Source organism: Myxococcales bacterium, assembly GCA_016703425.1.
Lineage (GTDB): Bacteria > Myxococcota_A > Polyangia > Polyangiales > Polyangiaceae > JADJCA01.
The window spans coordinates 71,163-93,050 of record JADJCA010000024.1 but is presented as its reverse complement, the minus strand read 5'-3'; the positions used below and the strand labels follow the sequence as shown (position 1 = coordinate 93,050).

20 protein-coding genes and 1 pseudogene are annotated in these 21,888 nt (G+C 67.9%); 14 read left to right on the top strand and 7 right to left on the bottom strand.

Annotation, left to right across the window (positions count from 1 at the left end; translation table 11 throughout):
- The first annotated feature begins 15 nt into the window (after positions 1-15).
- Together IPG50_32385 and IPG50_32380 are read left to right on the top strand one after the other, a co-directional pair.
- Complete coding sequence (locus IPG50_32385) at positions 16-1,086, top strand: hypothetical protein (GenBank protein ID MBK6696853.1); 1,071 nt, start codon at positions 16-18, stop codon at positions 1,084-1,086.
- Positions 1,087-1,091: 5 nt separating this feature from the next.
- The gene (locus IPG50_32380; GenBank protein ID MBK6696852.1) at positions 1,092-1,889 is read left to right on the top strand and encodes a formamidopyrimidine DNA glycosylase; all 798 of its coding nucleotides are present in this window, start codon (positions 1,092-1,094) and stop codon (positions 1,887-1,889) included.
- A gap of 42 nt (positions 1,890-1,931) precedes the next feature.
- Here the strand turns inward: IPG50_32380 and IPG50_32375 are convergent, their stop codons facing one another.
- Complete coding sequence (locus IPG50_32375; protein MBK6696851.1) at positions 1,932-3,299, bottom strand: hypothetical protein; 1,368 nt, start codon at positions 3,297-3,299, stop codon at positions 1,932-1,934.
- The gene (locus IPG50_32370) at positions 3,299-6,214 is read right to left on the bottom strand and encodes a trypsin-like serine protease (protein ID MBK6696850.1); all 2,916 of its coding nucleotides are present in this window, start codon (positions 6,212-6,214) and stop codon (positions 3,299-3,301) included. Before IPG50_32370 ends, IPG50_32375 begins: the two co-directional genes overlap by 1 nt.
- A gap of 131 nt (positions 6,215-6,345) precedes the next feature.
- Here IPG50_32370 and IPG50_32365 point away from each other — a divergent pair, with 131 nt between their 5' ends.
- The 8 genes from IPG50_32365 (at position 6,346) to IPG50_32330 (ending at position 13,144) form a co-directional block, all read left to right on the top strand.
- Positions 6,346-7,257: a DMT family transporter gene (locus tag IPG50_32365; GenBank protein ID MBK6696849.1), complete on the top strand. Its 912-nt coding sequence runs from the start codon at positions 6,346-6,348 to the stop codon at positions 7,255-7,257.
- Positions 7,254-7,820 carry a hypothetical protein gene (locus IPG50_32360; protein ID MBK6696848.1) on the top strand — a complete coding sequence of 189 codons (567 nt, stop codon included), beginning with the start codon at positions 7,254-7,256 and terminating at the stop codon, positions 7,818-7,820. The genes IPG50_32365 and IPG50_32360 overlap by 4 nt, the downstream gene beginning before the upstream one ends.
- Positions 7,821-7,851: 31 nt before the next feature.
- Positions 7,852-8,571, top strand: coding sequence for a cytochrome c biogenesis protein CcsA (gene ccsA / locus IPG50_32355; protein MBK6696847.1), 720 nt, complete (start codon positions 7,852-7,854; stop codon positions 8,569-8,571).
- Positions 8,568-8,783 carry a hypothetical protein gene (locus IPG50_32350; protein ID MBK6696846.1) on the top strand — a complete coding sequence of 72 codons (216 nt, stop codon included), beginning with the start codon at positions 8,568-8,570 and terminating at the stop codon, positions 8,781-8,783. Before ccsA ends, IPG50_32350 begins: the two co-directional genes overlap by 4 nt.
- A gap of 153 nt (positions 8,784-8,936) precedes the next feature.
- On the top strand, positions 8,937-10,082 hold the full coding sequence (locus IPG50_32345) for an acyl-CoA dehydrogenase family protein (GenBank protein MBK6696845.1): 1,146 nt from the start codon (positions 8,937-8,939) through the stop codon (positions 10,080-10,082).
- The gene (locus IPG50_32340) at positions 10,072-10,578 is read left to right on the top strand and encodes a hypothetical protein (protein ID MBK6696844.1); all 507 of its coding nucleotides are present in this window, start codon (positions 10,072-10,074) and stop codon (positions 10,576-10,578) included. The genes IPG50_32345 and IPG50_32340 overlap by 11 nt, the downstream gene beginning before the upstream one ends.
- Positions 10,579-10,779: 201 nt before the next feature.
- On the top strand, positions 10,780-12,381 hold the full coding sequence (locus IPG50_32335; protein MBK6696843.1) for a hypothetical protein: 1,602 nt from the start codon (positions 10,780-10,782) through the stop codon (positions 12,379-12,381).
- A gap of 103 nt (positions 12,382-12,484) precedes the next feature.
- Entirely contained in the window at positions 12,485-13,144 is a 660-nt protein-coding gene (locus tag IPG50_32330; protein ID MBK6696842.1) for a hypothetical protein, read from the top strand.
- 21 nt (positions 13,145-13,165) lie between these two features.
- Here IPG50_32330 and IPG50_32325 read toward each other — a convergent pair whose 3' ends face one another.
- Positions 13,166-14,191 carry a PrsW family intramembrane metalloprotease gene (locus tag IPG50_32325; protein MBK6696841.1) on the bottom strand — a complete coding sequence of 342 codons (1,026 nt, stop codon included), beginning with the start codon at positions 14,189-14,191 and terminating at the stop codon, positions 13,166-13,168.
- A gap of 48 nt (positions 14,192-14,239) precedes the next feature.
- On the opposite strand from IPG50_32325, the gene IPG50_32320 reads away from it, so the two are divergent.
- A complete protein-coding gene (locus IPG50_32320; protein MBK6696840.1) occupies positions 14,240-14,530 on the top strand; it encodes a hypothetical protein in 291 nt (96 codons plus the stop codon).
- A gap of 21 nt (positions 14,531-14,551) precedes the next feature.
- On the opposite strand, the gene IPG50_32315 is transcribed toward IPG50_32320, so the two are convergent.
- Entirely contained in the window at positions 14,552-15,598 is a 1,047-nt protein-coding gene (locus IPG50_32315) for a 23S rRNA (adenine(2503)-C(2))-methyltransferase RlmN (protein MBK6696839.1), read from the bottom strand.
- Between the two features lie 108 nt (positions 15,599-15,706).
- Here IPG50_32315 and tatB point away from each other — a divergent pair, with 108 nt between their 5' ends.
- Both tatB and tatC read left to right on the top strand, forming a co-directional pair.
- Positions 15,707-16,492: a twin-arginine translocase subunit TatB gene (gene tatB, locus IPG50_32310; protein MBK6696838.1), complete on the top strand. Its 786-nt coding sequence runs from the start codon at positions 15,707-15,709 to the stop codon at positions 16,490-16,492.
- A complete protein-coding gene (gene tatC, locus IPG50_32305; protein ID MBK6696837.1) occupies positions 16,489-17,316 on the top strand; it encodes a twin-arginine translocase subunit TatC in 828 nt (275 codons plus the stop codon). Before tatB ends, tatC begins: the two co-directional genes overlap by 4 nt.
- A gap of 13 nt (positions 17,317-17,329) precedes the next feature.
- Here tatC and IPG50_32300 read toward each other — a convergent pair whose 3' ends face one another.
- Positions 17,330-17,722 carry an MAPEG family protein gene (locus IPG50_32300; GenBank protein MBK6696836.1) on the bottom strand — a complete coding sequence of 131 codons (393 nt, stop codon included), beginning with the start codon at positions 17,720-17,722 and terminating at the stop codon, positions 17,330-17,332.
- A gap of 155 nt (positions 17,723-17,877) precedes the next feature.
- Between IPG50_32300 and IPG50_32295 the strand changes: the two genes are divergently transcribed.
- Positions 17,878-19,308, top strand: a complete 1,431-nt coding sequence (locus IPG50_32295) for a deoxyribodipyrimidine photo-lyase (protein MBK6696835.1) — start codon at positions 17,878-17,880, stop codon at positions 19,306-19,308.
- Positions 19,309-19,344: 36 nt separating this feature from the next.
- Here IPG50_32295 and rsfS read toward each other — a convergent pair whose 3' ends face one another.
- Complete coding sequence (rsfS, locus tag IPG50_32290) at positions 19,345-19,728, bottom strand: ribosome silencing factor (GenBank protein ID MBK6696834.1); 384 nt, start codon at positions 19,726-19,728, stop codon at positions 19,345-19,347.
- Positions 19,729-20,055: 327 nt separating this feature from the next.
- Positions 20,056-21,324 (bottom strand): annotated as a pseudogene (locus IPG50_32285) (glutamate-5-semialdehyde dehydrogenase).
- Between the last annotated feature and the right edge of the window lie 564 nt (positions 21,325-21,888).

The window sequence follows — 21,888 nt, the reverse complement described above, 5'->3', positions numbered from 1 at the left end:
GATGCGCTCATGGCCATGGGCGAGATCACGTGGCGCGGCGTTGAAACGCTTGGTGCCGGCGACGGCCGCATCGCGCTCTTCCTCACCGATCACGAAGCGGCGCTCGGCCGGCCCAACCCGTGTGAGCTGACGGCGCTGGCTGCCAAGGTGCAAGGCGTCCTGGGCCGACGCGGGGCGCTCTTCTTCCACGAGCTCTCGCGGGAGCTGCCGGGCTACCCCGGCGAACTGGCCGACGCGTTGTGGGAACTCGTTTGGGCAGGGCTCGTTCGCGCCGACACGCTCGCCCCCTTACGAAGTCGCCTCGCGCTTGGTGCCGCGAAGGTCGCCCGACGCTCAACGGCGCGGAGCGGGCCGCCGGGAACCGAAGGCCGCTGGTCTCTTGTCGAGCCAACGGTTGCCGACGCTGGAGCCGCCCCCACGGAGACGGAGAAGCGCTTGGCCCTCGCCCGCTCGCTCCTGGACCGATACGGCATCCTGACGAGTGGCGCCGCACACGCCGAGGGACTCGAAGGAGGTTTTGGCGCCGTCTACGAGGTCCTTCGGACGATGGAGCAAAGCGGCCGCGTGCGACGCGGCTACTTCGTCGCCGGCCTCGGCGGCGCGCAGTTCGCCGCCCCCGGTGCCGACGATCGCTTGCGCGCGCCCAGCGGCGACGACGAGGGTCGGCCCACTACGGTGGTCCTCTCGGCGGTCGATCCGGCAAACCCTTACGGCTCCATCTTGCCGTGGCCAGGCGCCACTTCTGGCGACGAAGGCCGCGGCCGACCCTCGCGCGTCTCCGGCGCGAAGGTCGTCCTCGCCGGGGGGCGTCTCGTGGGCTTTGTGGGGCGCAGCCTCGAGACGTGCGTCACGTTTTTGCCCGACGACGAGCCGATGCACAGCCAATGCGCGGCGGCGCTCGCCGAGGGCCTTGCGCGCGTCCAGCGAGGCGGCGAGCGTCGGGCCATCTTGCTTTCGAGCATCGACGGCGCTCCCGCAAAGGGTTCACCGCTCGCGCCGGCCCTCATCGCCGCGGGCTTTCAGCAGGTCGGCGACGGCTTCGTCTTGCGGCGGCGGTACGTCGATGGCGGTGAGGCCGATGTGTAGAGGCCATGCCTGAGGGCGACACGCTCTTTCGCGCGGCGCGGAGCCTCGACGCCGTACTCGCGGGGCGACGAGTCGCCGCATTTCGCTCGTCGCTCGGCGAACGCGTCGACGATGGCCGAGTCGGCAGGGCCATCGAGCGCGTTCGTTCGCGTGGAAAGAACTTGTTCGTGGTCTTCGAGGACGGGTTTTCGCTCCATGTGCACCTGGGAATGCAGGGCGCCTTTCGCATCGCCACGCGCGAGGCGCCGCGCCCACTGCCAAGGGATGCCGCGCTCTTCTTGGAGGTCGACGACGGCACGCGCGTGGTCTGCGTGACGCCCTCGCGACTCGCCTTGCTCCGCGGCGACGAAGCGCGGCAGGCGAGCCCCTTTGGTACGGCGCCACTGGAACCGGGGCCGGACTTGCTTGCGGCGACCTTTTCCACGGAGACCGCGCTCCCGGGCTTCCGTGCAAGAGCGACGGACCCCATAGGCGACGTGCTCATGATGCAGCACGTGGTCGCCGGCATCGGCAACGTCTACAAGTCCGAGGTCTTGTTCTTGGAGAAGGTTTGGCCCTTCAAGCTGGTGGCGGAGCTCGATGACGCTGCGATTGGCCGTGTGCTCATTCGCGCTCGAGACCTCCTCCGAAGAAACGCGCTCGCGGCATCCGGGGTACGCGTCACGCGCGCGCGCGACGGCGGCCGTCACTGGGTCTACCGCCGAAGCGGCAAACCGTGCTTCACCTGCGGCCACGGGATCGCGATGAAGCGTCAAGCAAACGGTCGCTCCACCTATTTTTGCAGCGCGTGCCAACGCCCATGAGCGGTCTGCGTTCCAAGAACGCTGCGTCGGCCAGGCGGACGTCTACGGCGCTCGCCACGGACCGAGAGACGTGAGCGGAATACGCACGATGTTCGCTAGACCGTTCTCGTTCCCAAGTGCAAAGAGCTCGTCGCACGTCACAAGGAGCGGCTGCGTCCAGGTCCACGAACCGCCTAGATTGAGGAGCGCCGCGTCGTACCCATCCGCGACGCGGAGCACCTGTATGCCGGTAGCGGTCCCACCGTCGCCGAGCGGATAGGCCCCCGGCGCCCAGGCTGCATAGCCGCAGCCCACCTTGAAGGTCGACCCGGCAACGCCGTACGGCGAGATGTCCGACCGCAGGCTCCGGGCGACGATTTGCCCCGGGTCGGTAACGAACGGCGCGGTCTTGGCGGTGACCACCGGAAACAGCGGTGAAGAGGTTCCGAGCCGCCCCGAGCCCTCGAGCCAAACCATGTCTTTGCCGTCGGTCCCGAGGTTGGCAGCGCCTTTGGTGGTGTCGGCACCGAACGTCAGAAAATCGCGCGAGCCACCGGCGCGCGTCCAGACCTTGTGCTTCATGGCCCAGAGTGAACTCGAACTCCAAAAGATCGCGTCTCCCACTGGAAAGACGAGACCCGGCGCCCCCTCGTCGGTCGGCCCGAGGAAGGTCGGAGTGGTGTCTGGCGCGAGCCAATCGTGAAGGGTCAGCTTGCCGTAGAGGCGGATCAAGCCAGCGGAGCCCGCGAGGTCCGCTGGCCCGGCAGGATCGGACGTGAGGACTCGAAGCGCAATGCGCGGGCCTCCACCGTCCGCCAACTCTCCGACGATGGCCGCGTAGCCGCGTGCTTTCCCGTCTGATAGGTTCTCGACAAGCGTGTATGAGTAACGGTCCGACGCGGTGTTGTAGGGGTACGGGACGCACCGGGCCGCAGGCGGGTTTGCGTCCTGCCGCAGCGCCGCTAGAACCCGTGTGTCTGGGTCTGCAACCAGCCGGAAGATGTATCGCCCCGAGCCACGCGCGAACATGAGGAGCGGGGTACCCGCGCTGCTCCGTCCGCCTTCGGCGAGCGGAACGATGTGACCCAACCCCGGTACCGTCGACACCGGCCAAGCCGTCTTCATCTTGCGGCAACCGGCGAGGGCATTGCCGCAGGGCTCCCACTCGATCGGTTCGGGCCACGCCGCCGGCGTCCGCGGCACGTCGATTTCGCAGTCTTCTGGCGCACCGGGCAAGTGCACCCAATCACCAGAGGCTGCCGCGTCTCCACCGGCGTCTGAGGCTTCCGAGACCTGCACGTCACGCACCGGTTGTGCGTCGCTTGCGTCTGCCCCCGTCGGCGTGAGTCCGGCGTCGTCGTCACAGCTCGCGATCACCCTCGCGCCAAACGGCGCCGCGATCATCAACACAACGGCCCAGCCCGGGCGCATCAGAACATCTCCGCCAACGAGAAGCTGCCGGCCGTTCCACGAAGGGTGGACAGCCGCTCCGTCTGGTTGTTGTCCTTGAGCAGCGAGTAGCCGTTCTCGTCAGCGACGGGGGTCATCGTCAGGCCCGGCTCGTCGCGAGAAATGGAAGAAGCGGTCGCTTGGCCCGACGCGTTGACGACGAGCTTGGCCAGCTTGGCGCCGCCGCCGTTCGCCTTCGAAAAGAGCAACACCTTTCCGTCGCGGTCGAGACTCAGTCCATACCGAGCGTACGTGTTCGTGAACGTCCAGACACCGCCGAGGGTCGCCACTCCCGTCGCGGGATCAATCCGGTAGAGGAGGGGCCGCGTTCCACCGTTCGTGCCGAGGACCCAAAGCCGCTTGTCGGCGAAAGAGTACGTGGCCGCGAGCACTTGGCGAGCGTTGAACCCAGCAAGTGGAACCTCGCTCCAGGTTCTGCCGAGCGGGAGGAACCACAGATCCGTGAGACCCGTCCCGGCGGCGTCCGTTCCCCCGAGAAGGAACAATCCGCCCGCCACGCGGGAATACACGACAGTCGGGTTGGTCCGCGCCGGTGGGCCGAACGCCGATGCCAGGAATGGGAAGAGGCCGGCTTCGGTCCCACTCTTCAGCAGTCCGTTCTGGCTCACGACGAGCTCGTCGACCTGATTGCCGCTCGAACGGATCGACACGGCCTCGACGATGGCCTTGTTGCCAAGGCGGCGATCAGGCTCGACGGCGCTCACGAGCAGCGAACTCGTCCCCAGGATGGTCCGGGCCGCCGCCGTGCTGAGCGACGTGACGTCGAGAGCCGTGCCATCTCGCTCCAATGCGAAGACGTTGTTGTCGAAGGTCGGGCGCGCGACGAGGATGCGCGTCTCCCAGAGCCGCTGGCGCTCCCAGGGGTCCGGCAAGGTTCGCCAGAGGGCGATACGACGGTAGTTGCCCACGCCGGCGATCACGAAGCTCGTGGGCGAGTCGGGCCTCAGCGTCTCGTGGTGGTTCGCGAGCTCCGTACCGTGCACGCCCACGAAGGCGCCGTTGGCATCGTTGGCGTGTGCCGCGTCGCTCCCGATGAGGCTATCGGCGTGGGTCCAGAACACGCCATCGAGGCACGTGCCCGCGGGTGAGGCGGTGATGCAGCCCGTATACCCGTCGGCGGGCGGGACCTTCGCGGGGGCGGTCTGCCAGAACGTGTTGTCCGCGACGTAGTCCCAGCGCTCCGTCGTCGTGGCGCTTGGGTACGGCACCGCCCACGTAGCGCCGCGGGCCGTGAGCGAACCGGCGACGGTCATCGTTACGCGATGGTACGGCCGTGTGGCGTCGGCCGTTTCTGCGGTGGCACTCGGGAAGTCAACAAGTCTGGCGTCACGCATCGATCTGATGGCGTCGAGACACCGGAATCCGAGGTTGAGGTTCGACTGACAGAAGCGCGCGCTCGTCGCGACGTTCCCCGCGGGGTGCGCGAAGGTGACGGCCGGGGGACCGACAACGCTGGCGTTCGCCACCTCGGGACCGCGGTAGCTGACGCTGAAGCTCTCCCGTATCTTTCGACCCGAACACGCGAATCCGAACGTGGTGGAGCCGCTGCACGTGCCCTGAAAGCCACCGAGCACTGCCCCGCCGACCGAGCGGGCATCAGGGCAAGGCACCGGATCGCAAGCATCGCCCAACGTTGCGACGGACTGGCCCCGCTGCTGCGCAGCTAGCTCCGAAGCCTCGTTGCAGTTGTCCTGCGTGGGGTTGTAGACACGAGGGCAGTTGTCGACGCGCCGAGTCGCTTGCTGCCACGAGCACAGCACGGGGCACTCGCCATCCTTGTCGAAATCGTTGTCCGGATCGCACGGGCAGTCCTGGCAAGCGTCGCCGACGCCGTCGTCGCCCCGGTCCGCCTGAGTGGGATTGAAAACGAAGGGGCAGTTGTCGTGCGCGTCGTCCCAGTGGTCGCAATCACGGTCGCGCGTGGTGTTGCACGCCCCAACGTAGTCGACTTCCCCGTACCAGCGCGGAACAGACGTCGGATGCTGCGCGCGCCACCGCGAAAACCGATACCCGTCGTGGGTTCGATCGACCACGTTGTTTGCGAACCACGTGGCCACGGTCGGCGTCGTGACATCCGCGTACCACGCGTGGTCTTGCCCTGCCGTGCTGATGGTGACGGCCGAATGCACGCCGATGACTTCGCGGGGTCCGCCCGCCTGGCGCACGATGAACGCGGGACCCCCAGAGTCACCGCCGTCCAAGACGACCCCGCTTCCACCGACGTTGTATCGCAGATCCCACGCGCCACCGCCGCCGGCCAGGCGCGCCTCGTAGCTGACGCGGCGTGGTGCCGTGAGTGGGTTGACGGACCCGCCAAACCCGGCGAGTCCCATCTGCACCGTGAAGGTCGCGACATCCCCAACCCACGTCGCCGGAACCGGCGCAGACGCAGGCCGAACGCTCCTCGCCTCAAGGAGCGGCTTCCACTGCGAGTCGGTGAGGACGGCGGGGTTGATGCGAACAACCGCGTAGTCGGTCGCCACTTCAACGTTCGGATCCACGGGCGTCGCCAACGGCGAAAGGGTGTCGAGCATGGCGCTCGAAGGTAGGGACATGATGGTCGTCCCGTCGCCCCTCTTCAGGATCACGGGCGGCGACTGGCCCCAGGGAGGCGGGGTCCGGCCTACCTCTCCGTAGATGCAGTGGCGCGCCGTCAGTACCGCGGTTGGCGTGATGAGAGTGCCGGAACAGACGCCGACTCCGTCCGTGAGGTTGACGATCGCCTGCGCCTCAAGCGAAGCGTTGTCGACAACCGCAGCGCCGCCGTGAATGGCTTCCGCCAAGGACCGCGCTTGGCCTCGAGGCTCGTCCGATGCGACGGAGCAGCTCAGGGGCGCCAGTAGGGAGAGAGAGAGAGAGAGAGACGTCTTTCGCATCGGACCCCGCCAAAGAAGTAGACAGCGCGAGCACTCGCAGGGCAATGACCTGGGGTGCCGCAGAGGAGATTTGAGGACGAGCAAAGGCGACGTGGCGGGAGATGTCTTCCGGGAGCGCCTTGCCAACGCCCATGAGCGCCTCGGCCTTGCCCGCGACTCGCCCCTTCGCGGCGCTCAGCTGGATGCTCCTCGCATCGCTGCTCTTCTCCGTCATGAACCTCTTGGGACGCGTCGCCGGCTCCGGCGGCGCGCACTGGGCCATGGTCGGCGCCGTTCGCGCCTTCGCGGGGGCCGTCATCGCGTTCCTGGTGCTCCGCGCGCAGAAGGCCGAGCCGCCCCGCGTGAGCTCGCCGCTCCTCTGGGTTCGCAGCGGCTTCGGCACCGCCGCGATGGCCCTCACGTTCTACGTGCTGGCACGCACCGACATCGCCCTCGGCGACGCCGTCACGCTCTTCAACCTGACGCCGGTCTTCGTCGCGTGTTTCGCGCCGCTCGTCTTGCGCGAGCGAAGCGGTCCCATCCTGGCGATCTCGGTCTCCGCGGCCCTCGTTGGAACGTTGCTCGTCATCAAGCCGCCTTCACTCTTCGCGCACGACGGGCCGCGGCCGAGCACGGCGCTCGTCGCCGCCGCCATCGGCGCTGCGCTCTTGGCGTCGTTCGCGATGTTGGCCTTGCGCCGCATCGGACCGCGCGAATCGACGGCGGGCATCGCGCTTCACTTCTCCCTGACGGCCACCGTGGTCTTGGGCTCCCTCGCGATCCCCTCGTTCGTCATGCCCCATGGTCGCGAGCTCTCGGCGATGGTCGTCGGAGGCGCGTCGGCGGGCCTGGCCCAACTCTGCATGCCGCGCGCCTACATGCTCGAGCGAGCCGCCCTCGTGGCGACCTTCGGGAGCGCGAACGTCGTCTTCACGGCGCTCTTCGGGGCGCTGCTCTTGGCGGAATTTCCCGATCGGCTTGCCGTCATGGGCATGGCGCTCATCGTCGCCGCGGGCGCCGTCTTGGCGCGGACCTCGGGCCACGCGAAAGAAGCTGCACCATGAGCCACCCGCGCTCCGACGCCTTCGTCGCGGAGATTCGCGCGGAGTTTCCCTCGTTCGCGATCCGGGACAAGCGCACGAGCACGCTCCAGCGCATCATCGGTCGCGCGCTCTGGCTCATCACGTTCGGCGGGATGAAGACCTACCTGACGCACTACCACACCGTCCTCTTCGGCACGCTCTGGGTGCCGGACTCGTGGCCGCGGATGGCCGACGACGATCGCTACGTGCTCCTGCGTCACGAACGCGTGCACCTTCGTCAGCGGCGCCGCATGGGCGACGTCGCCATGGCCTACGTGTACCTCGTCCCCATCGCTCCGCTGGGCCTCGCTTACGGTCGCGCTCGCCTCGAGTGGGAAGCCTACGAAGAGACCTTGCGCGCCACGACGGAGGTCTACGGCATCGAGGCCGCGCGCTCGCTCCGTGCCCACATCGTGGAGCGCTTCACGGGGCCCGACTACGGCTTCATGTGGCCGTTCCGCAGAAGCGTCGAGCGCTGGTTCGACGAGGCCATGGCGCGAATCGAGCGACCCGAGTCCGAGCAGCCTGAGGTTGACGGAGAGTGACATGGCGAGCCACGCCGGCTAGCGTCTCCTCGTGGCCAAGCGCCCCCTCTCCGACACGCTCTTCGCGATCCTCTGCGTCGCCACGACGGGCCTCTTCGCCCAGACGATCCATGTCGTTTTCAACCGCGCGCCGGTCGAAAAGACCATGGGCATCGTCCAGAAGATCTTCTACTTCCACGTGCCGAGCGCCTACGCCATGTACCTCGGTGCGACGGCCTGCTTCGTCGGCTCGGTCGGGTACCTGCTCCGGCCAACGCCGGCGCGCGACGCGGTTGCCCGTGCCGGCGCCGAGCTCGCCGTGGCCTTTGGGGCCATCGTGCTGGTGACCGGCGCCCTATGGGGAGCGAAAGCCTGGGGCTACTACTGGACGTGGGATCCGCGGCTGACGACCTCGCTCCTCTCGGTGCTCATCTACGTCGCCTACCTCGTCTTGCGCGCGTTCTCGGGCGACGGCGAGGGTGAGCGAAAGTTCGCCGCCGCGCTCGGCGTCATCGGCGCCGCCAACCTGCCGATCATCCACTACAGCGTGCAAAAGTGGAGCGGCCAGCACCCCGAGGTCGTCACCGGCAAAGGTGGCGGCCTCAGCCATCCAGACATGAAGCTCGCGCTCTTTTTGTCACTCGGCGCCTTCACCATGCTCACCGTGCTTTTCCTCTGGGCGCGCGTGAAGGTCGAGCTCGCGGCGAGCCGCCTCGCCATGGCCGAAGAAGACGCCGTCCTCCTGGGCCTCGATCCGCGGACCGAATCATGATGCTGCTCCAAACCAGTGAACCGAAACCCGTCACCGCCCCTGTCGAGACGCGCAGCGGCGAGGGCCTCATGGTCTCCGCGTACATCGTCTTGTGGGTGCTCCTCATGGGCTGGCTCTTGTCCGTATGGCGCAAGCAGCGAGGCCTTCACGAGCGCCTCGACGCCCTCGAAAAGGTCTTGGACGCTCGGCAGAAGGCCGACGATCAGCGCTGAGGTCTTCCGGTGACGAGCGAACACGTCATCTTCATTCCCGCCGTCCTTCTTCTGGGGATCGTCGTCGGCTACATTCTGGGCCTTCGCAACGCGCGACTCGACTACGAGAAGCGACGCGCGAGAGCGCGCGAATGACGCTGGAGAGAACGCCCCATGATTGACTTCGACCTCACCGACGAACAAGGCACCCTGGTCGAGACGGCGCGGCGCTTCGCTCGCGAACGCATCCTGCCGGCAGCGGCGGCCTGCGACCGCGAGTCGCGCTTCCCGCGCGACATCTTCGAAGAGGCGTGGAACCTCGGCTTCGTGAACCCGACCTTACCCACGGAGTATGGCGGCGCGGGCCTCAGCGAAATTGACAACGTCCTGCTCACCGAAGAGCTCGCGTACGCGTGCACCGGAATCCAGACGAGCATCACCGCCAACACGCTGGCGCTGACGCCCATCCTGCTCGCTGGCAACGAAGAGCAGAAGAAGAGGTTCCTGGGCCGCCTCGCCGCCGAGCCGATCTTCGCGAGCTACGCCACCACAGAGCCAGCCGCCGGCAGCGACGTCGCGGGGCTCCAGACGCTGGCCACGAAGGATTCGGGCGGCGGCTACGTGCTAAACGGCCAAAAGTGCTGGATCACGAACGCGTCGCTCGCGAGCTTCTACGTGATCTTCGCCACGGAAAACCCGGCGCTTCGTCACAAGGGCATCGGAGCGTTCATCGTCCCGCGCGAAACGCCGGGCCTCAAGATCGGTCGCCACGAAGACAAGCTCGGACAGCGCGCGAGCGACACCGCCGTCGTGATGCTCGAAGACGTGAAGGTACCGGCAGAAAACGTCCTCGCGCCACCGGGTCAAGGCTTCAAGCTCGCCATGGAGACGTTCAACCAAACGCGGCCCGACATCGGCGCCATCGCGACGGGCCTCATGCAGCGATGCCTCGACGAATCCGTGGCGTACGCGAAGGAGCGCAAGACCTTCGGCGTGCCCATCGCGCAGCACCAGCTCGTGCAAGCCATGATCGCCGAGATGGCGATTCGCGTGGAGGCGACGCGTCTCTTGGCGCGGAAGGCCGCGTGGAACCTCCACAAGGGCAAGCGCAATCCCCTCACGTCGAGCTTGTCCAAGGCCTTCGGCGCCGACGCCGCGATGGCCACGGCCGTCGACGCCGTGCAGGTCTTCGGTGGCAACGGCTACGTGAAGGACTACCCCGTCGAGAAGCTCATGCGCGACGCGAAGGTGCTCCAGATCTACGAAGGGACGAGCCAGATCCAGCGGCTCGTCATCGCGCGGCACGTGCTTGGCGACTGACGCTCGGCGCGCGCTGTCTGTCCCCGCGCTCGTCGCGGTCCTCGCGTTCCCGACGACGCTCGTCGCGTGCGCGTCCGCGCCGCCGCGCGACTCGGTGCCCGATGGCCAGGTCGACAAGGTCGGCGTCGAGGGCGCGCCCGAGGGCTATGAGCACATGGCGCAACGGCGCTCGGCCACCGTGGCGTTGGCCGAGTCGCGAGGCCTCGACCGGGCGGAGATCACCGCGGCCGTCGAGACGCTCGCCGATCGGTTGGAGACCTGTGCGCGCGAGCCGTCCGCCGGCCGGCCTGGCCCGTCGGGAGGCGTGGCCCGCATCGCCGCTCGCGTGGCGGACGACGGTTCGGTCGAGGGACTCAACGTGAAGGTCGACCCGGCGCAAGCGTCGACGGCGCTGCGCTGCCTCGTCGTGCCCATGAAACTCTTGGTCTTCCGCGTCTCCCCGAAGGCTCAATTGGTGGGGACCCGAGGCTTCGCCATCGAGGCGAAGTGGCTCTAATCGACTGATTCCCACGAATTTGGGGCGTCGCTGCTTCTCCATTCCATAGGTGCTGGATGTTTCGCTTCCGGGCGGACGGCCCTCGCCGAAACGGCAACGCAGCTTTGCACCGCTCAACTATGGCAACCGCCGAAATTCTGGTTACTAATTCCGCCGAGTGACGGGAGTGGTTGTTCCTGCTCGAACGTACGAGGTCCTGTGATGCGACGAACCCTCTTCGGTGTGTTCAGCGTTCTTGTCGCGGCCGGCTGCTCTGGCGGCGGGGCCGGCACCATCGGCCAAGGCCCGAGCGGCACAGCAGGCCCTGCGCCCGAGGGGCAGCCGACGGAAACGCCGCCGGCGTCGACCGAAGGCGTCACGCTGCCGAAGTCCGTGACGTCACGCCTCGCGCAAGACCTCACGGTCACCGAGGTCGCGCTCTTCCAGGGCGTCAAGGCGACCCTCGCGAAGGACGGTGCCAAGGTCGCCGCAGGCGTTCCCCTCGTCGCGACGCGCGACGCGCTGGTGCGCGCCTACGTCAAGCCCGCCGCGGGCTACAAGGCCCGCGAGCTCAAGGCGGTCTTGAGCGTCGTCGATGGCGACGACAAGCCGCTCAAAGCCCTCACCGATACGAAGACGCTGAAGAGCGCCTCGACCGACGCGTCGCTCGCGTCGACGTTCAACTTCCGGGTCCCCGGCGACAGCCTGCCGCTCGGCGCCAAGTTCTCCGTGGCCATCACCGACGAGGCCGCCGACGAGGTCAAAGACGGCGTAGACAGCGAGGCTCGCTACCCTGCCGACGGCTCGCTCGCCTCCTTCGGCCTCGTGAGCGCCGGGCCCTCGCTCCGCATCGTCATCGTGCCGGTGAAATACACCGCCGACGGCTCCGGCCGCCTCCCCGACACGAGCCAAACTCAGCTCGACATCAACCGCGACGCGCTCTGGTCGCAGTACCCGATCCCGAGCGTCGACATCACCGTCCGCAGCGCGCCCTTCACCTGGAGCAAGCCCGTAAAGGGCAACGGCACCGGTTGGGGCGAGCTCCTCCAGGCCATGGCCGATCTGCGCGAGCAAGACGGCGCCGACGACGACGTTTACTACTGGGGCGCATTCTCAGCCGCTTCGTCGAAGCAAGCGTTCTGCGGCGGCGGCTGCGTGGCCGGTCTCTCCACGCTCGTGAGCGATCCTCGCAACGCGTACTTCCGCGCCAGCATCGGCATGGGCTACGGCGGCGCCGACAGCGCCGGCACGATGGTCCACGAGATCGGGCACGCGCACGGTCGCTCCCACGCCCCCTGCTCCGACTTCGGCTCCATCGACGGCGTCGACCCGAGCTTCCCGCACCAGGGCGGCGCCCTCGGTGCGTGGGGCTACGACCTGACCAAGGACAAGCTCATCTCGCCCTCATCGGCCGCCGACTTCATGGGCTACTGCGAGCCCACGTGGGTGAGCGACTACACGTACAAAGGGCTCTTCACGCGGCTCGCTACGGTCAACAAGGGCAAGCCGCTCGCGCCAACGATCACGCCCGGTTCGAACACCGGCAACGGCGCTCGCGGCGTTCGCGGCGCGCAGTTCCAGTTCGTCACGCTCGGCGCAGACGGCCCGTCCGCCTTCGGCAGCGTCGTCACCATCAAGGCCCCTCCGAGCGGCGAACCGCGCGAAGTGCAGCTCCTGGACGAGGTGGGCAAGGTGCTCCGCACAGTCCGAGCCGACTACTTCCCCTTCGACCACCTGCCCGGTGGGTCGCTCCTCGTGCCCGAGAGCGGCGTCGCGTATCACTCGCTGCGCGTCGCGGGGTTCTCCCGCACGCTCTCTCGTTAGTCGCAGTCGCTTGGGGAGCGTGCGAGCCGCCGACGCGTTTGCCCTCTGGCACGGGGCACCCGTTTCGATCTTTCCTCTCGGCAGCCACGTCTTCCCTGCCCACTTGGGCAGGCTGCGGGAGCTCCAACGCGCCATCGAGGCTGACGCCCAAGAGGTGCACTTCGTCGACCAACCTGAGAGCGGGGCCCGCCCTCTCAGGATGGCGGCCCTCGTTGCGTTTCTCGCGCGGTATCGCCCTGCCTTCGACCTGGCGGTCGGCGAGACGCTTCGCCATAACTCGCTCGCCTTCGGCCAGAAGCGCAGGGCCGCGCTGCTTGCGATCGGCGCCCCGAGCGTAATCCTCGAGGACATCGAGCGAGAGCTGAGACTCTTGAGCGCGCCAGAATGGCGGGGAGCGGTCGAACCAGCAACGTTGCTCCCGGACGCGAACGGGTGCGCGAGCCTCGTGGACGTGGAGCATCGCACGGCCAGAGGAGAGTCTCTCGACGTCGACGCCGACGTTTCCGACCTCGTCCTCGTTGCGGGCCAGTGCGCGGTGGCTCCCGATGCACTGGGCATGATGCCGAGCGCGCTTGATGGAGCGCTCGCGTGGGTGTCTCTGATGGACTTCGTACGGTCGGAAACGCCAGGACCCGCGGGAGCGGTACGCGTGCGCCCCGCAGTCTACCAGGAGCACGTCCGGCACCTGGCTTTCGCCCCGGTCTCCGCTTCCGTCGCTCCCGGCGGCGCCGTTCTAGCCGTAAGCCTTGCAGTCGACGACTGACGCCCCCTCCTTCACCGCTCGTCAATCCAAGACGATCCCCTGGGCGTTCATCTGGCTGATGGCGCCCCGGAGGCGCGTCTCCTTCGCGTCGAGCTCGCGACCCGATTCGCCGCGGCGACGGCGCATCTTCACGAAGGCCAAATCGACGAGCGCGAGCTGCTTGTCGCGCCGGCTCCGGTACGCGCGAAAGCCGCGTGAGAACAAGACCGACAGGTTCCGCGAGCCAAGGTTCACATACGACGCGACAAGCGCGAGCTCTTGCGGTCGCAAGAGGGCGCCCAGCTCGCCCGAGAGCTCACGAATGACGGTGGCGCGATCGCGCATCACGAGGAGCGCGAGCAACGCGAAGAAGCCAAGGTCGATGACCCAAGAAATGAGGATCATGACGGCAGCGCCGCCGCTACCAAAAAACGTAGGCAAGCCGTTGTGCATCGCGTGCATGGCCATGGCGGCGGCAAGCCCTAGCGGCGGCAGGATGATCTTCGCGACGGTGCCGCGCTCCGCGGCGATGCCGACGGCGAGCCCGGTGCACGCTGTGAACGTGCAGTACGACAGGCCCAGGAGCACGGTGCGCAAGAACCACAGGCCAATGAGCCCGCCCAACCCTTCCTTCGTGAACTGATTCGCGACGTAGAGGATGTCTTCGGTGAGCGTGAAGCCGAGCCCCACAACGCCACCGTAGATGGCGCCATCGAGGGCACCGTCGAACTCTTTCAAGCCAAGGGCGCTGATGAGCGCCACCACCAGGACCCCGATGGCCTTGAAGCCCTCCTCGAAGACCGGCGCGAAGACCGTCGCGCCAATGGCTTGCATGATCGGGTGCCCGGCCTTCAGACCGAGCGCCGCCCCGACGGCGCCCTCGCCGACCGCGCTCGAGAGGCCGCCGAAGAGCGTGGCGAAGACAGCCCCCCACGCGAAGGCGAGCCCGAGGAGCCACAGAGGCTCCGGCTCGAAGCGGTCGCACCACCGTAAGAAGAGGAAATAGAAGACCACCAGCGGCGTGACAAAGAACGCGCCGATGACCGCGCCAACGAGGAATGCGCTCACCGCCGTGAGTCTTTCACAAGGCACGGGGTGACGGATACACTCGCGCGCATGAGCGAGCTCCGCACGGTCCTCTACGAGCGACTCAAGCAGGCCTTCGACAACGGAATTCTCGAGCCCCACGAGCAAGCGGAGTTGAAGCAGCTCTATGGGCTCGGAAAGCTCACCCTCGACGACGTGCGGAGCGTCTTTGGCGCCTTCCTCAAGGACGAGTGGAACAAGGCCATGGCCGATGGCGTGCTGACGGAAGACGAGCGCGCGAAGCTCGAGAAGATCGTGACGCAGCTAAAGCTCCCGTCGGACCTTATCCCCGATGACGTCAAGCGCGCCCTCGGGCGGTAGCTGCCGAGCCTGAGAGCCCGCTCACGCCGTGACGCGACCCGCGAGCTGACCGCAGGCGGCGCCGACGTCGGAGCCGCCGCTGTAGCGCTTGTGCGAGAAGACGCCGCGCTCCCGCAGGCGCTCGCGGAACGCGTCTTCGCGCTCGGCAGCGCTGCGCACGTAGGGCTCATCGCCGCCGATGGCGTTGTACGGGATGATGCTCAAGCGCGGCCGGTGCCCCGTCGCCTTCGCGAAGCTGTGAATGACCTCGGAGAGCGCGTCGGCGTCTTCAACGCCATCGTTGACGCCCGAGAGGAGCGTCACCGCGAACATGGGCGACATCCCCGTTCGGGCGGCGTGCTCCGCGGCCGCTTTGAGCACCTCGTCGAGCGGATGGGCGACGTCGATGGGCATGAGCGAGCGCCGCTTGGCGCGCACGGCGGTCCCGAGCGACAGGCCCAGGCGCACCTTGGGCATCTCGGTCGCGAGGCGACGAATGCCCGTCGGCAGCCCCGAAGTGCACACTGTGATGGCGCGCGTGTCGACGGCCAGCCCCGACGGGTCGCGGAGCGCGCGAATGGCCTGGAGGACGCGGTCGAGGTTGGCCATCGGCTCGCCCATGCCCTGGAAGACGACGCCGTGGACCCGCTGTCCGGGACCGAGCGTGGCCGCTACGAGGCGCACCTGCTCGACGATCTCCCAGCTCTCGAGGTTCTTCTTCAGGCCAAGGCGCCCCGTCGCGCAGAAGGTGCAACCGAGGGCGCAGCCCACCTGAGAGCTCACGCACACGGAGAAGCGCCCGGGCTTCTCGAGGGGAATGCGCACCGTCTCGATGCGCTCGCCGCCGGCGAGCGCGAGGACGAGCTTGCGGAACGGATCGAGCGCGCTCCGCTCTTCGTCCACGACGCTCAGCGTCGGAACGCACGCGAGGCCGCGCAGTCGCTCCAGCGTCGTGCGCCGCACCTGATCGACGGGGCCAGCGAGATCACCGCCACGGCGCACGTGCGAGACGAGGCGCCGCGCCTCGGCCAGCGGGACCTCGAGCGCGGCTACGAGATCGTCGGCCGAATAGCCCTGAATGGCCAGCATGTCCTGCTCATAGCCCACCCGGGGCCGCGGCGCGACCGGTGCGACTGGTGCCGCGCGCGGCCCTCGGCGAGCCCCGCGCAGCGTGGCGGCGTGATAGGTTGGGCGTCGATGTTCGGAATGGGCTTCGGCGAGCTGGTGCTCGTGATCATCGTGGCCATCGTGATGATCGGCCCGAAGGACCTACCGAGGGTGCTCCGAACGGCTGGCCAGTGGGCCGGAAAGCTGCGGCGCATGGCGCTCGACCTCCGCGTGCAGAGCGGCATCGACGACGTGCTGCACAGCGAGGGCCTCGCCGACGACCTCCAGGAAATTCGCAAGCTCGCCCGCGGCGAGCTCGACGGAATTCGCTCCGCCGCGACGATAAGGGACGATGCCCCGGTGGCGTCCTCCGCGCCCGCCACGTTGACGGCGGATGATCCGTACCAGGATATTTCGGCCCTGAGCATCCGGCACCGCGAATACCCGCGCGAGGGCGCCGACTCGTACCAAGCCATGCCCGACACGGCCGTCGTCTACGCAGACCTCTTGCCGAAGTCGCCCTTGGCGCTCGACGCGCTCTACATGACGGGGGACGAGAACGGCGTCGTCGCGGCACCGGAACCGGCGCCGACTCCCGAGGACGCGACCTCGACCTCGACCTCGACCCCGACCTCGACCCCGACCTCGACCCCGACCTCGACCTCGACCTCGACCTCGACCTCGACCTCGACCTCGACCTCGACCTCGACCCCGACCTCGACCTCGACCTCGACCCCGACCCCGACCTCGACCTCGACCTCGACCTCGACCTCGACCTCGACCTCGACCCCGACCCCGACCTCGACCCCGACCTCGACCCCGACCCCGACCTCGACCTCCGCCGGCACCGGCGCCGTGAAGGACATCGAGCCATGAGCGAGCCGGAGAAGCAGCTTCCCGAGACGGCCGGCGTGGAGCCTGAGGCCGATCTCAAGATGACGATCTGGGAGCACCTCGGCGAACTGCGCGCTCGCGTCGTGCGGGCGGGTCTCGTGCTCGGCGTCACCACGGTCGCGTGCTGGAATTACCGCGAGCGCCTCTTGGGACTGCTCGTGGGTCCCTACGAGAAGGCCTGGCACGCGCGCCAACTTCCCGGGGTGCCGGAGCTTCAGACGCTGTCGCCGGCTGACGTCTTCGTCGGGTACATGCAGCTGTCGATCACGGCGGGCATCATTCTGTCGATGCCGGTCATCTTCTACCAACTCTGGTCGTTCATTAGCCCGGGCCTCTACTCGCGCGAGAAGCGCTTCATCATCCCGTTCGTCTTCTTCTCCACGACGCTCTTCACGTCGGGCGTCCTGGTGGCCTACTTCATCGCGTTCCCGATCACGTTCAACTACTTCTTCTCGCTTCTCGGGCCCGTCACGCAAACGGGAACCGTCCTCACGCAAAGGCCCACGCTCGAGTTTTACCTCGATTTCTATACGCGCATGATTCTGGCGTTCGGCTTCATCTTCGAGCTGCCGCTGTTCATCTCTTTCCTTGCGTTCGCCGGAATCGTGACGCCAAGGCAGCTCGTCAAGTTCAGTCGGTGGGCCGTCATTCTGTCGTTCGTGGTCGGCGCGATCGCGAGTCCGGGGCCCGAGATCATGAGCCAAATGCTCGTGAGCGGCATCCTGATCGGCCTCTACTTCATCTCCATCGGCGTCGCGTTCGTCGTGGCGCGGAAGCCCAAGACCGACGCTTCTTCAACCGATTGACGACCACGCTCGGTTAGAGCGCGCCGCAAGCTGCCCAGCCGATCCCGGCTAGGGCCACCGCCCAGGCGAGCGTGCGCGCGTATTGCACGCCAGCCAAATAGAGCGGCACATAGGCAAGGCGGGCCCAAAAGAAGATCGCGGAACCTAGCGCGAGTCGCGAGGGCGAGCTGGCGCTCTGCGCTGCGGCCACCACGACGGCGAGAAGCAGCACCATGTTCTCGAGCATGTTCTTGGCCGCCCGGTCGGCGCGTCCCGCGAGCGCACCGACCGGGGGCATGGTCTCGCGATTTCCGAAGGCGAGCTTGAGGCCGGAGGGCGTCCACGCCTTGGCTCGCAACATGCTGGCAGCGACCAGTTGCGCGAGCGTGAGCGCGGCGGAGGCCAAGACGTAGTGGGCGACGGTCATCGGTGAGCTTCTCCAAGGAGCGCGATACCATCGCGCCCCGAGGCCATAGTTCGGGCGGAGACACCACGCAATCGCGGGCGCACCTGTGAGGAGAAGCGGCAGAAATCGCTCGCCCCTTCTCCGAGAACTCGAGACGCCCCAAACCACTTCGATCGATGCCTATCCTCCGCGACGCCGATCCACGCCTTCGCTTGCTGGCGTCACGGCCAGCCCCCGCGCGTCCCGCCTACGTTCTCTACTTTTGCCAGGCCTATCGCCGCCCCACGGACAACCTCGCGCTCGCCTACGCCATCGAGATGGCGAACGAGCGGCGCCTCCCCTGCCTCGTCTACGAGTCCATCCGGCCCGACTACCCCTACGCGAGCGACCGCTTCCACACCTTCGTCCTCGAGGGCGCGCGCGAGACAGCTCGGGTGCTCCAGGAGCGCGGAATCGCCTACGCGTTCTTCCTGCCTCGCTCCCGCGAAGAGGCGCGCGGCATGGTCGCCCGCCTCTCGCAGCGCGCAGCGCTCGTCGTGTCTGACGACAGCCCGACCTTCCTGGATGCGCACAACAACAGCGCCGCGGCAAAGAGCCATGCGCCCTACGTCACCGTCGACGACAACTCCGTAGTGCCGCTCGCACTCTTCCCGAAGCAGGAGTACGCCGCGCGAACCATCCGTCCAAAGGTGCATCGGCTCCTGCCGACCTACCTAAAGCCGCATGCCGACCCAGAGGCGCGCGTGAGTCCCCTGCGCGAGCTCGACCTGCCCTTCGCGCCCATCGACTTCTCCACGGCCGACATCGCCTCGCTCGTTTTGGCGTGCCCCATCGACCACGACGTCCCGCCGGTGGCGGAATTTCCTGGTGGCGCCGCCAAGGCCGAGGGGCGCCTCACGGCGTTCCTGGCGAATCGCCTCGACGGTTATGCGACAGACCGCAACGAACCGTCGCGCGACGCCACGAGCCATCTCTCGCCCTACCTGCACTTCGGCATGATCTCCGCGCGCAAGGTGGCGCTCGCGGCGCGCGCCGCAGCGGACCGGCGTGACGTCCCCGCCGAATCCATCGACGCCTTCTTGGAGCAGCTCTTGGTGCGCCGCACGCTGGCGTTCAACTTCGCGCGTGAGAACCCGAGGCACCAGAGCTTCGACGAGCTCCCCAATTGGGCGCGCGACACCCTGCAGAAGCACGCCGTCGACGCGCGCCCATCGCTCGTTGACGCCGCCGCGCTCGAACGCGCCGAGTCACCCGACGAGGTCTGGAACGCGGCGCAGCTCGAGCTTCGCACCCGCGGCATCATCCACAACTACGTTCGCATGTTATGGGGCAAGCTCGTCCTTACGTGGACCGAGACCCCCCGGGAAGCGCATCGCCTGCTCGTTCATCTGAATGACAAGTGGGCGCTCGATGGGCGCGACCCCGACGGCTACACCAACATCGGGTGGTGCTTCGGCCTTCACGACCGGCCGTGGCCCGAGCGGCCCATCTTCGGCACGGTGCGGACGATGACCAGCCGCTCGGCGCGCGCGAAGCTCGATCTCGACGAATACCTCCGGTGCGCCCACGCGAAGGATTGGCGAAAGACCGGCCTCTTCGAGCGCTGAACTGCGCCCTTGCGGGCGCGCTTGCCTACGTGAACCTCAGCTCGGTGGCGCGCCCTCTTCCGCAGGAAGCGGAATGCGTCGCGCGTCCATCCACAGGCCCTCGAGGTTGTAGAGGTGCCGGCGATCCTCCTGGAAGACGTGGACGACCACGTCGCCGTAGTCGATGAGGACCCACGTCGCGTGCGGGAGGCCCTCGACGGCGAGCGGACGCTGGCCGTGCTTCTTCAGCGCTTCTTCGATCGATTGCGCCAGCGCGATGACGTGGCGATCGCTCCGGCCCGACATGAGCACCAGGAAGTCGGCGTAGTCGACGCGACCCGCCACATCGAGGATCTCCAGGCCAACAGCCTTCTTTTCGAGCGCCGCGATGGCCACCTGAATCGACAGCTCGCGCGCCGCGTCGCTCGCGGTGCTCACGATCTCCGTCGCTCGCGTGCCCTTCTTCTTCGGCTCGCGGCGCTCCGGCTCGCGGCGCGGCGCCGAGTCGCCGAGTCGCGCAGAACGAGTCACCTCGCCCACCACCTTTTGGGCTTGGGCGCGCCCCTTGGGCTTAGGCTTCGCCGACTTCGCGGCCGTTTGCGGCGCGCCCGCGTGCGAGCTCTTGATGCGCGGCCTCTCGTTGCGCTCCGTGCTGCGTTGTCCCTTGCGCTTCGAGTCGCCGTTCGTTCGCTTCGTGCTTGCCAAGTTGGTCTCCCTCGAGGGGCAATGCGCTGCCCCGTCTCTATTGAACCGTGTCTGTAGAACCCCTCAATGCCTCGTTTGGCCCGCTCCGTCCACGATCCACTTCATGGTCGTGAGCGCGAGCAGGCCCATGGCGCCGCGCCAATGGAGGCGGCTGGTGGCGATGCCTAGCTCGGCCCCAAGCCCGAGCTCACCGCCGTCGTGGAACCGCGTCGAGGCGTTCACCACGACGCAAGCGGCGTCGATTTCGTGACGAAACCGCTCGGCGTGCGCCGCGACACTCGTGCAGATGGCCTCCGTATGGCCCGAGCCATAACGAGCGATGTGCTCCATGGCGTCGTCGAGCGAGGCAACGACGCGGACCGCGAGGACGGGCGCGAGAAACTCGCGGCCCCAATCGTCCTCCTCGGCGGGCTTTGCGCCGGGGAAAACGCCCCGCGTCTCCTCGCAGCCGCGGACCTCGCAACCGCGCTCCGTGAGCGTACGCAGGAGTTCCCCAAACCAGCCGCCGCGCTGCGCGTGTGCGCGATGAACGAGCAAACACTCGAGGGCGTTGCACACGCCGGGACGCGACAGCTTGCCGTCGAAGGTGAGGCGCGCGGCCATCTCAGCGTCGCAGCCCTCGTCGAGGTAGAGATGACACACGCCCTTCCAGTGCTGGATCACGGGCACGCGGGCCACCTCGGTCACGTGGCGGATGAGCGCTTCGCCACCGCGGGGAATGGCAAGATCGATGGATTCGGTTTGCGACAAGAGGACCCGGATGGCCTCGCGGTCGGTCGTGGGAACGAGCTGCACGGCGTCCTTGGGCAGGCCCGCGTCAGCGAGAGCGAGCGCCGCCGCTTCCGCAAAGACACGGTTCGAGCGCAACGCCTCGGAGCCCCCGCGAAGCACGATGGCGTTGCCCGACTTGATCGCGAGCGCGCTGGCCTCGACGGTCACGTTGGGACGCGACTCGTAGACCATCGCGATGACGCCGATGGGAACGCGAACACGCCGGACACGGAGACCATTGGGACGCTCCGTTTCGTCGATGGTCTGTCACAGCGGGTCGGGCAGTGCCGCGATCTCGAGGATGCTCTTGGCGATGGCGCCGACGCGGCCCTCGTCGAGCCGCAGTCGGTCAATGAGAGCGTCCGATAGGCCGTGTTCGTGAGCGGCGCGGACGTCATCCTCGTTCGCCTGGAGGAGCCGAGGCGTGGCCTCTTCGACGCGGGCCGCAAGGGCTCGAACGGCCGCCTCGCGGCTCTCGCGACTGGCCGGGGCAAGGCGGCGCGCGGCGCGACGCGCGCGGCGCGCCAGCTCGACGAGGGAATGCTCGAGGTCGGGTTCCACGGCGCGAAAGCGTACACGGTCCCGAGGCGGCCCGCCTCGCAACGGCGCGCGGCGTCTGGCGCGCCGCTCAGAGCCCGATGGCGACGTAGGCGCCCACAAGGCCGTGGGCCCGCAGGGGCTCGATGGCGCGATCGGCGGCCCGCGAGGCCACCGGTCACTGAGACCCCGAGGCGGACGTCCGTTTCCTCGAAGCCGAGGGCGTACTCGACGCCGCCGCGCAGAAGCCCGACGCCCGCATATCCGGACCCTTGGGCGTGCGCCGCGTGAACAACGCCGAAGCCCACTCCGAGCAGCGGGTGAACGGGGCCGCGCTTCTGGAGGTCCAAGACGAGCTCCGCGGCGTATTGTGCGAACGACTCGGAGGCGAGGCTGCCCGCGCCCGGCTCGCCGCGGGTCCAGGCGGCGGAAATTCGCCCACCGACGGACCCTTTCCCGATGTCGAGAGCGCCGCCGACGCCCACGCCAAGGCCCTTGCCGGTGGTCACCGCAGAGGGGCCAATGGCCACGCGCGCTGCGGAGCGAACGCGCTCGGGCTCTCGCGCCAACGGCGGCGGGTCATAGTCC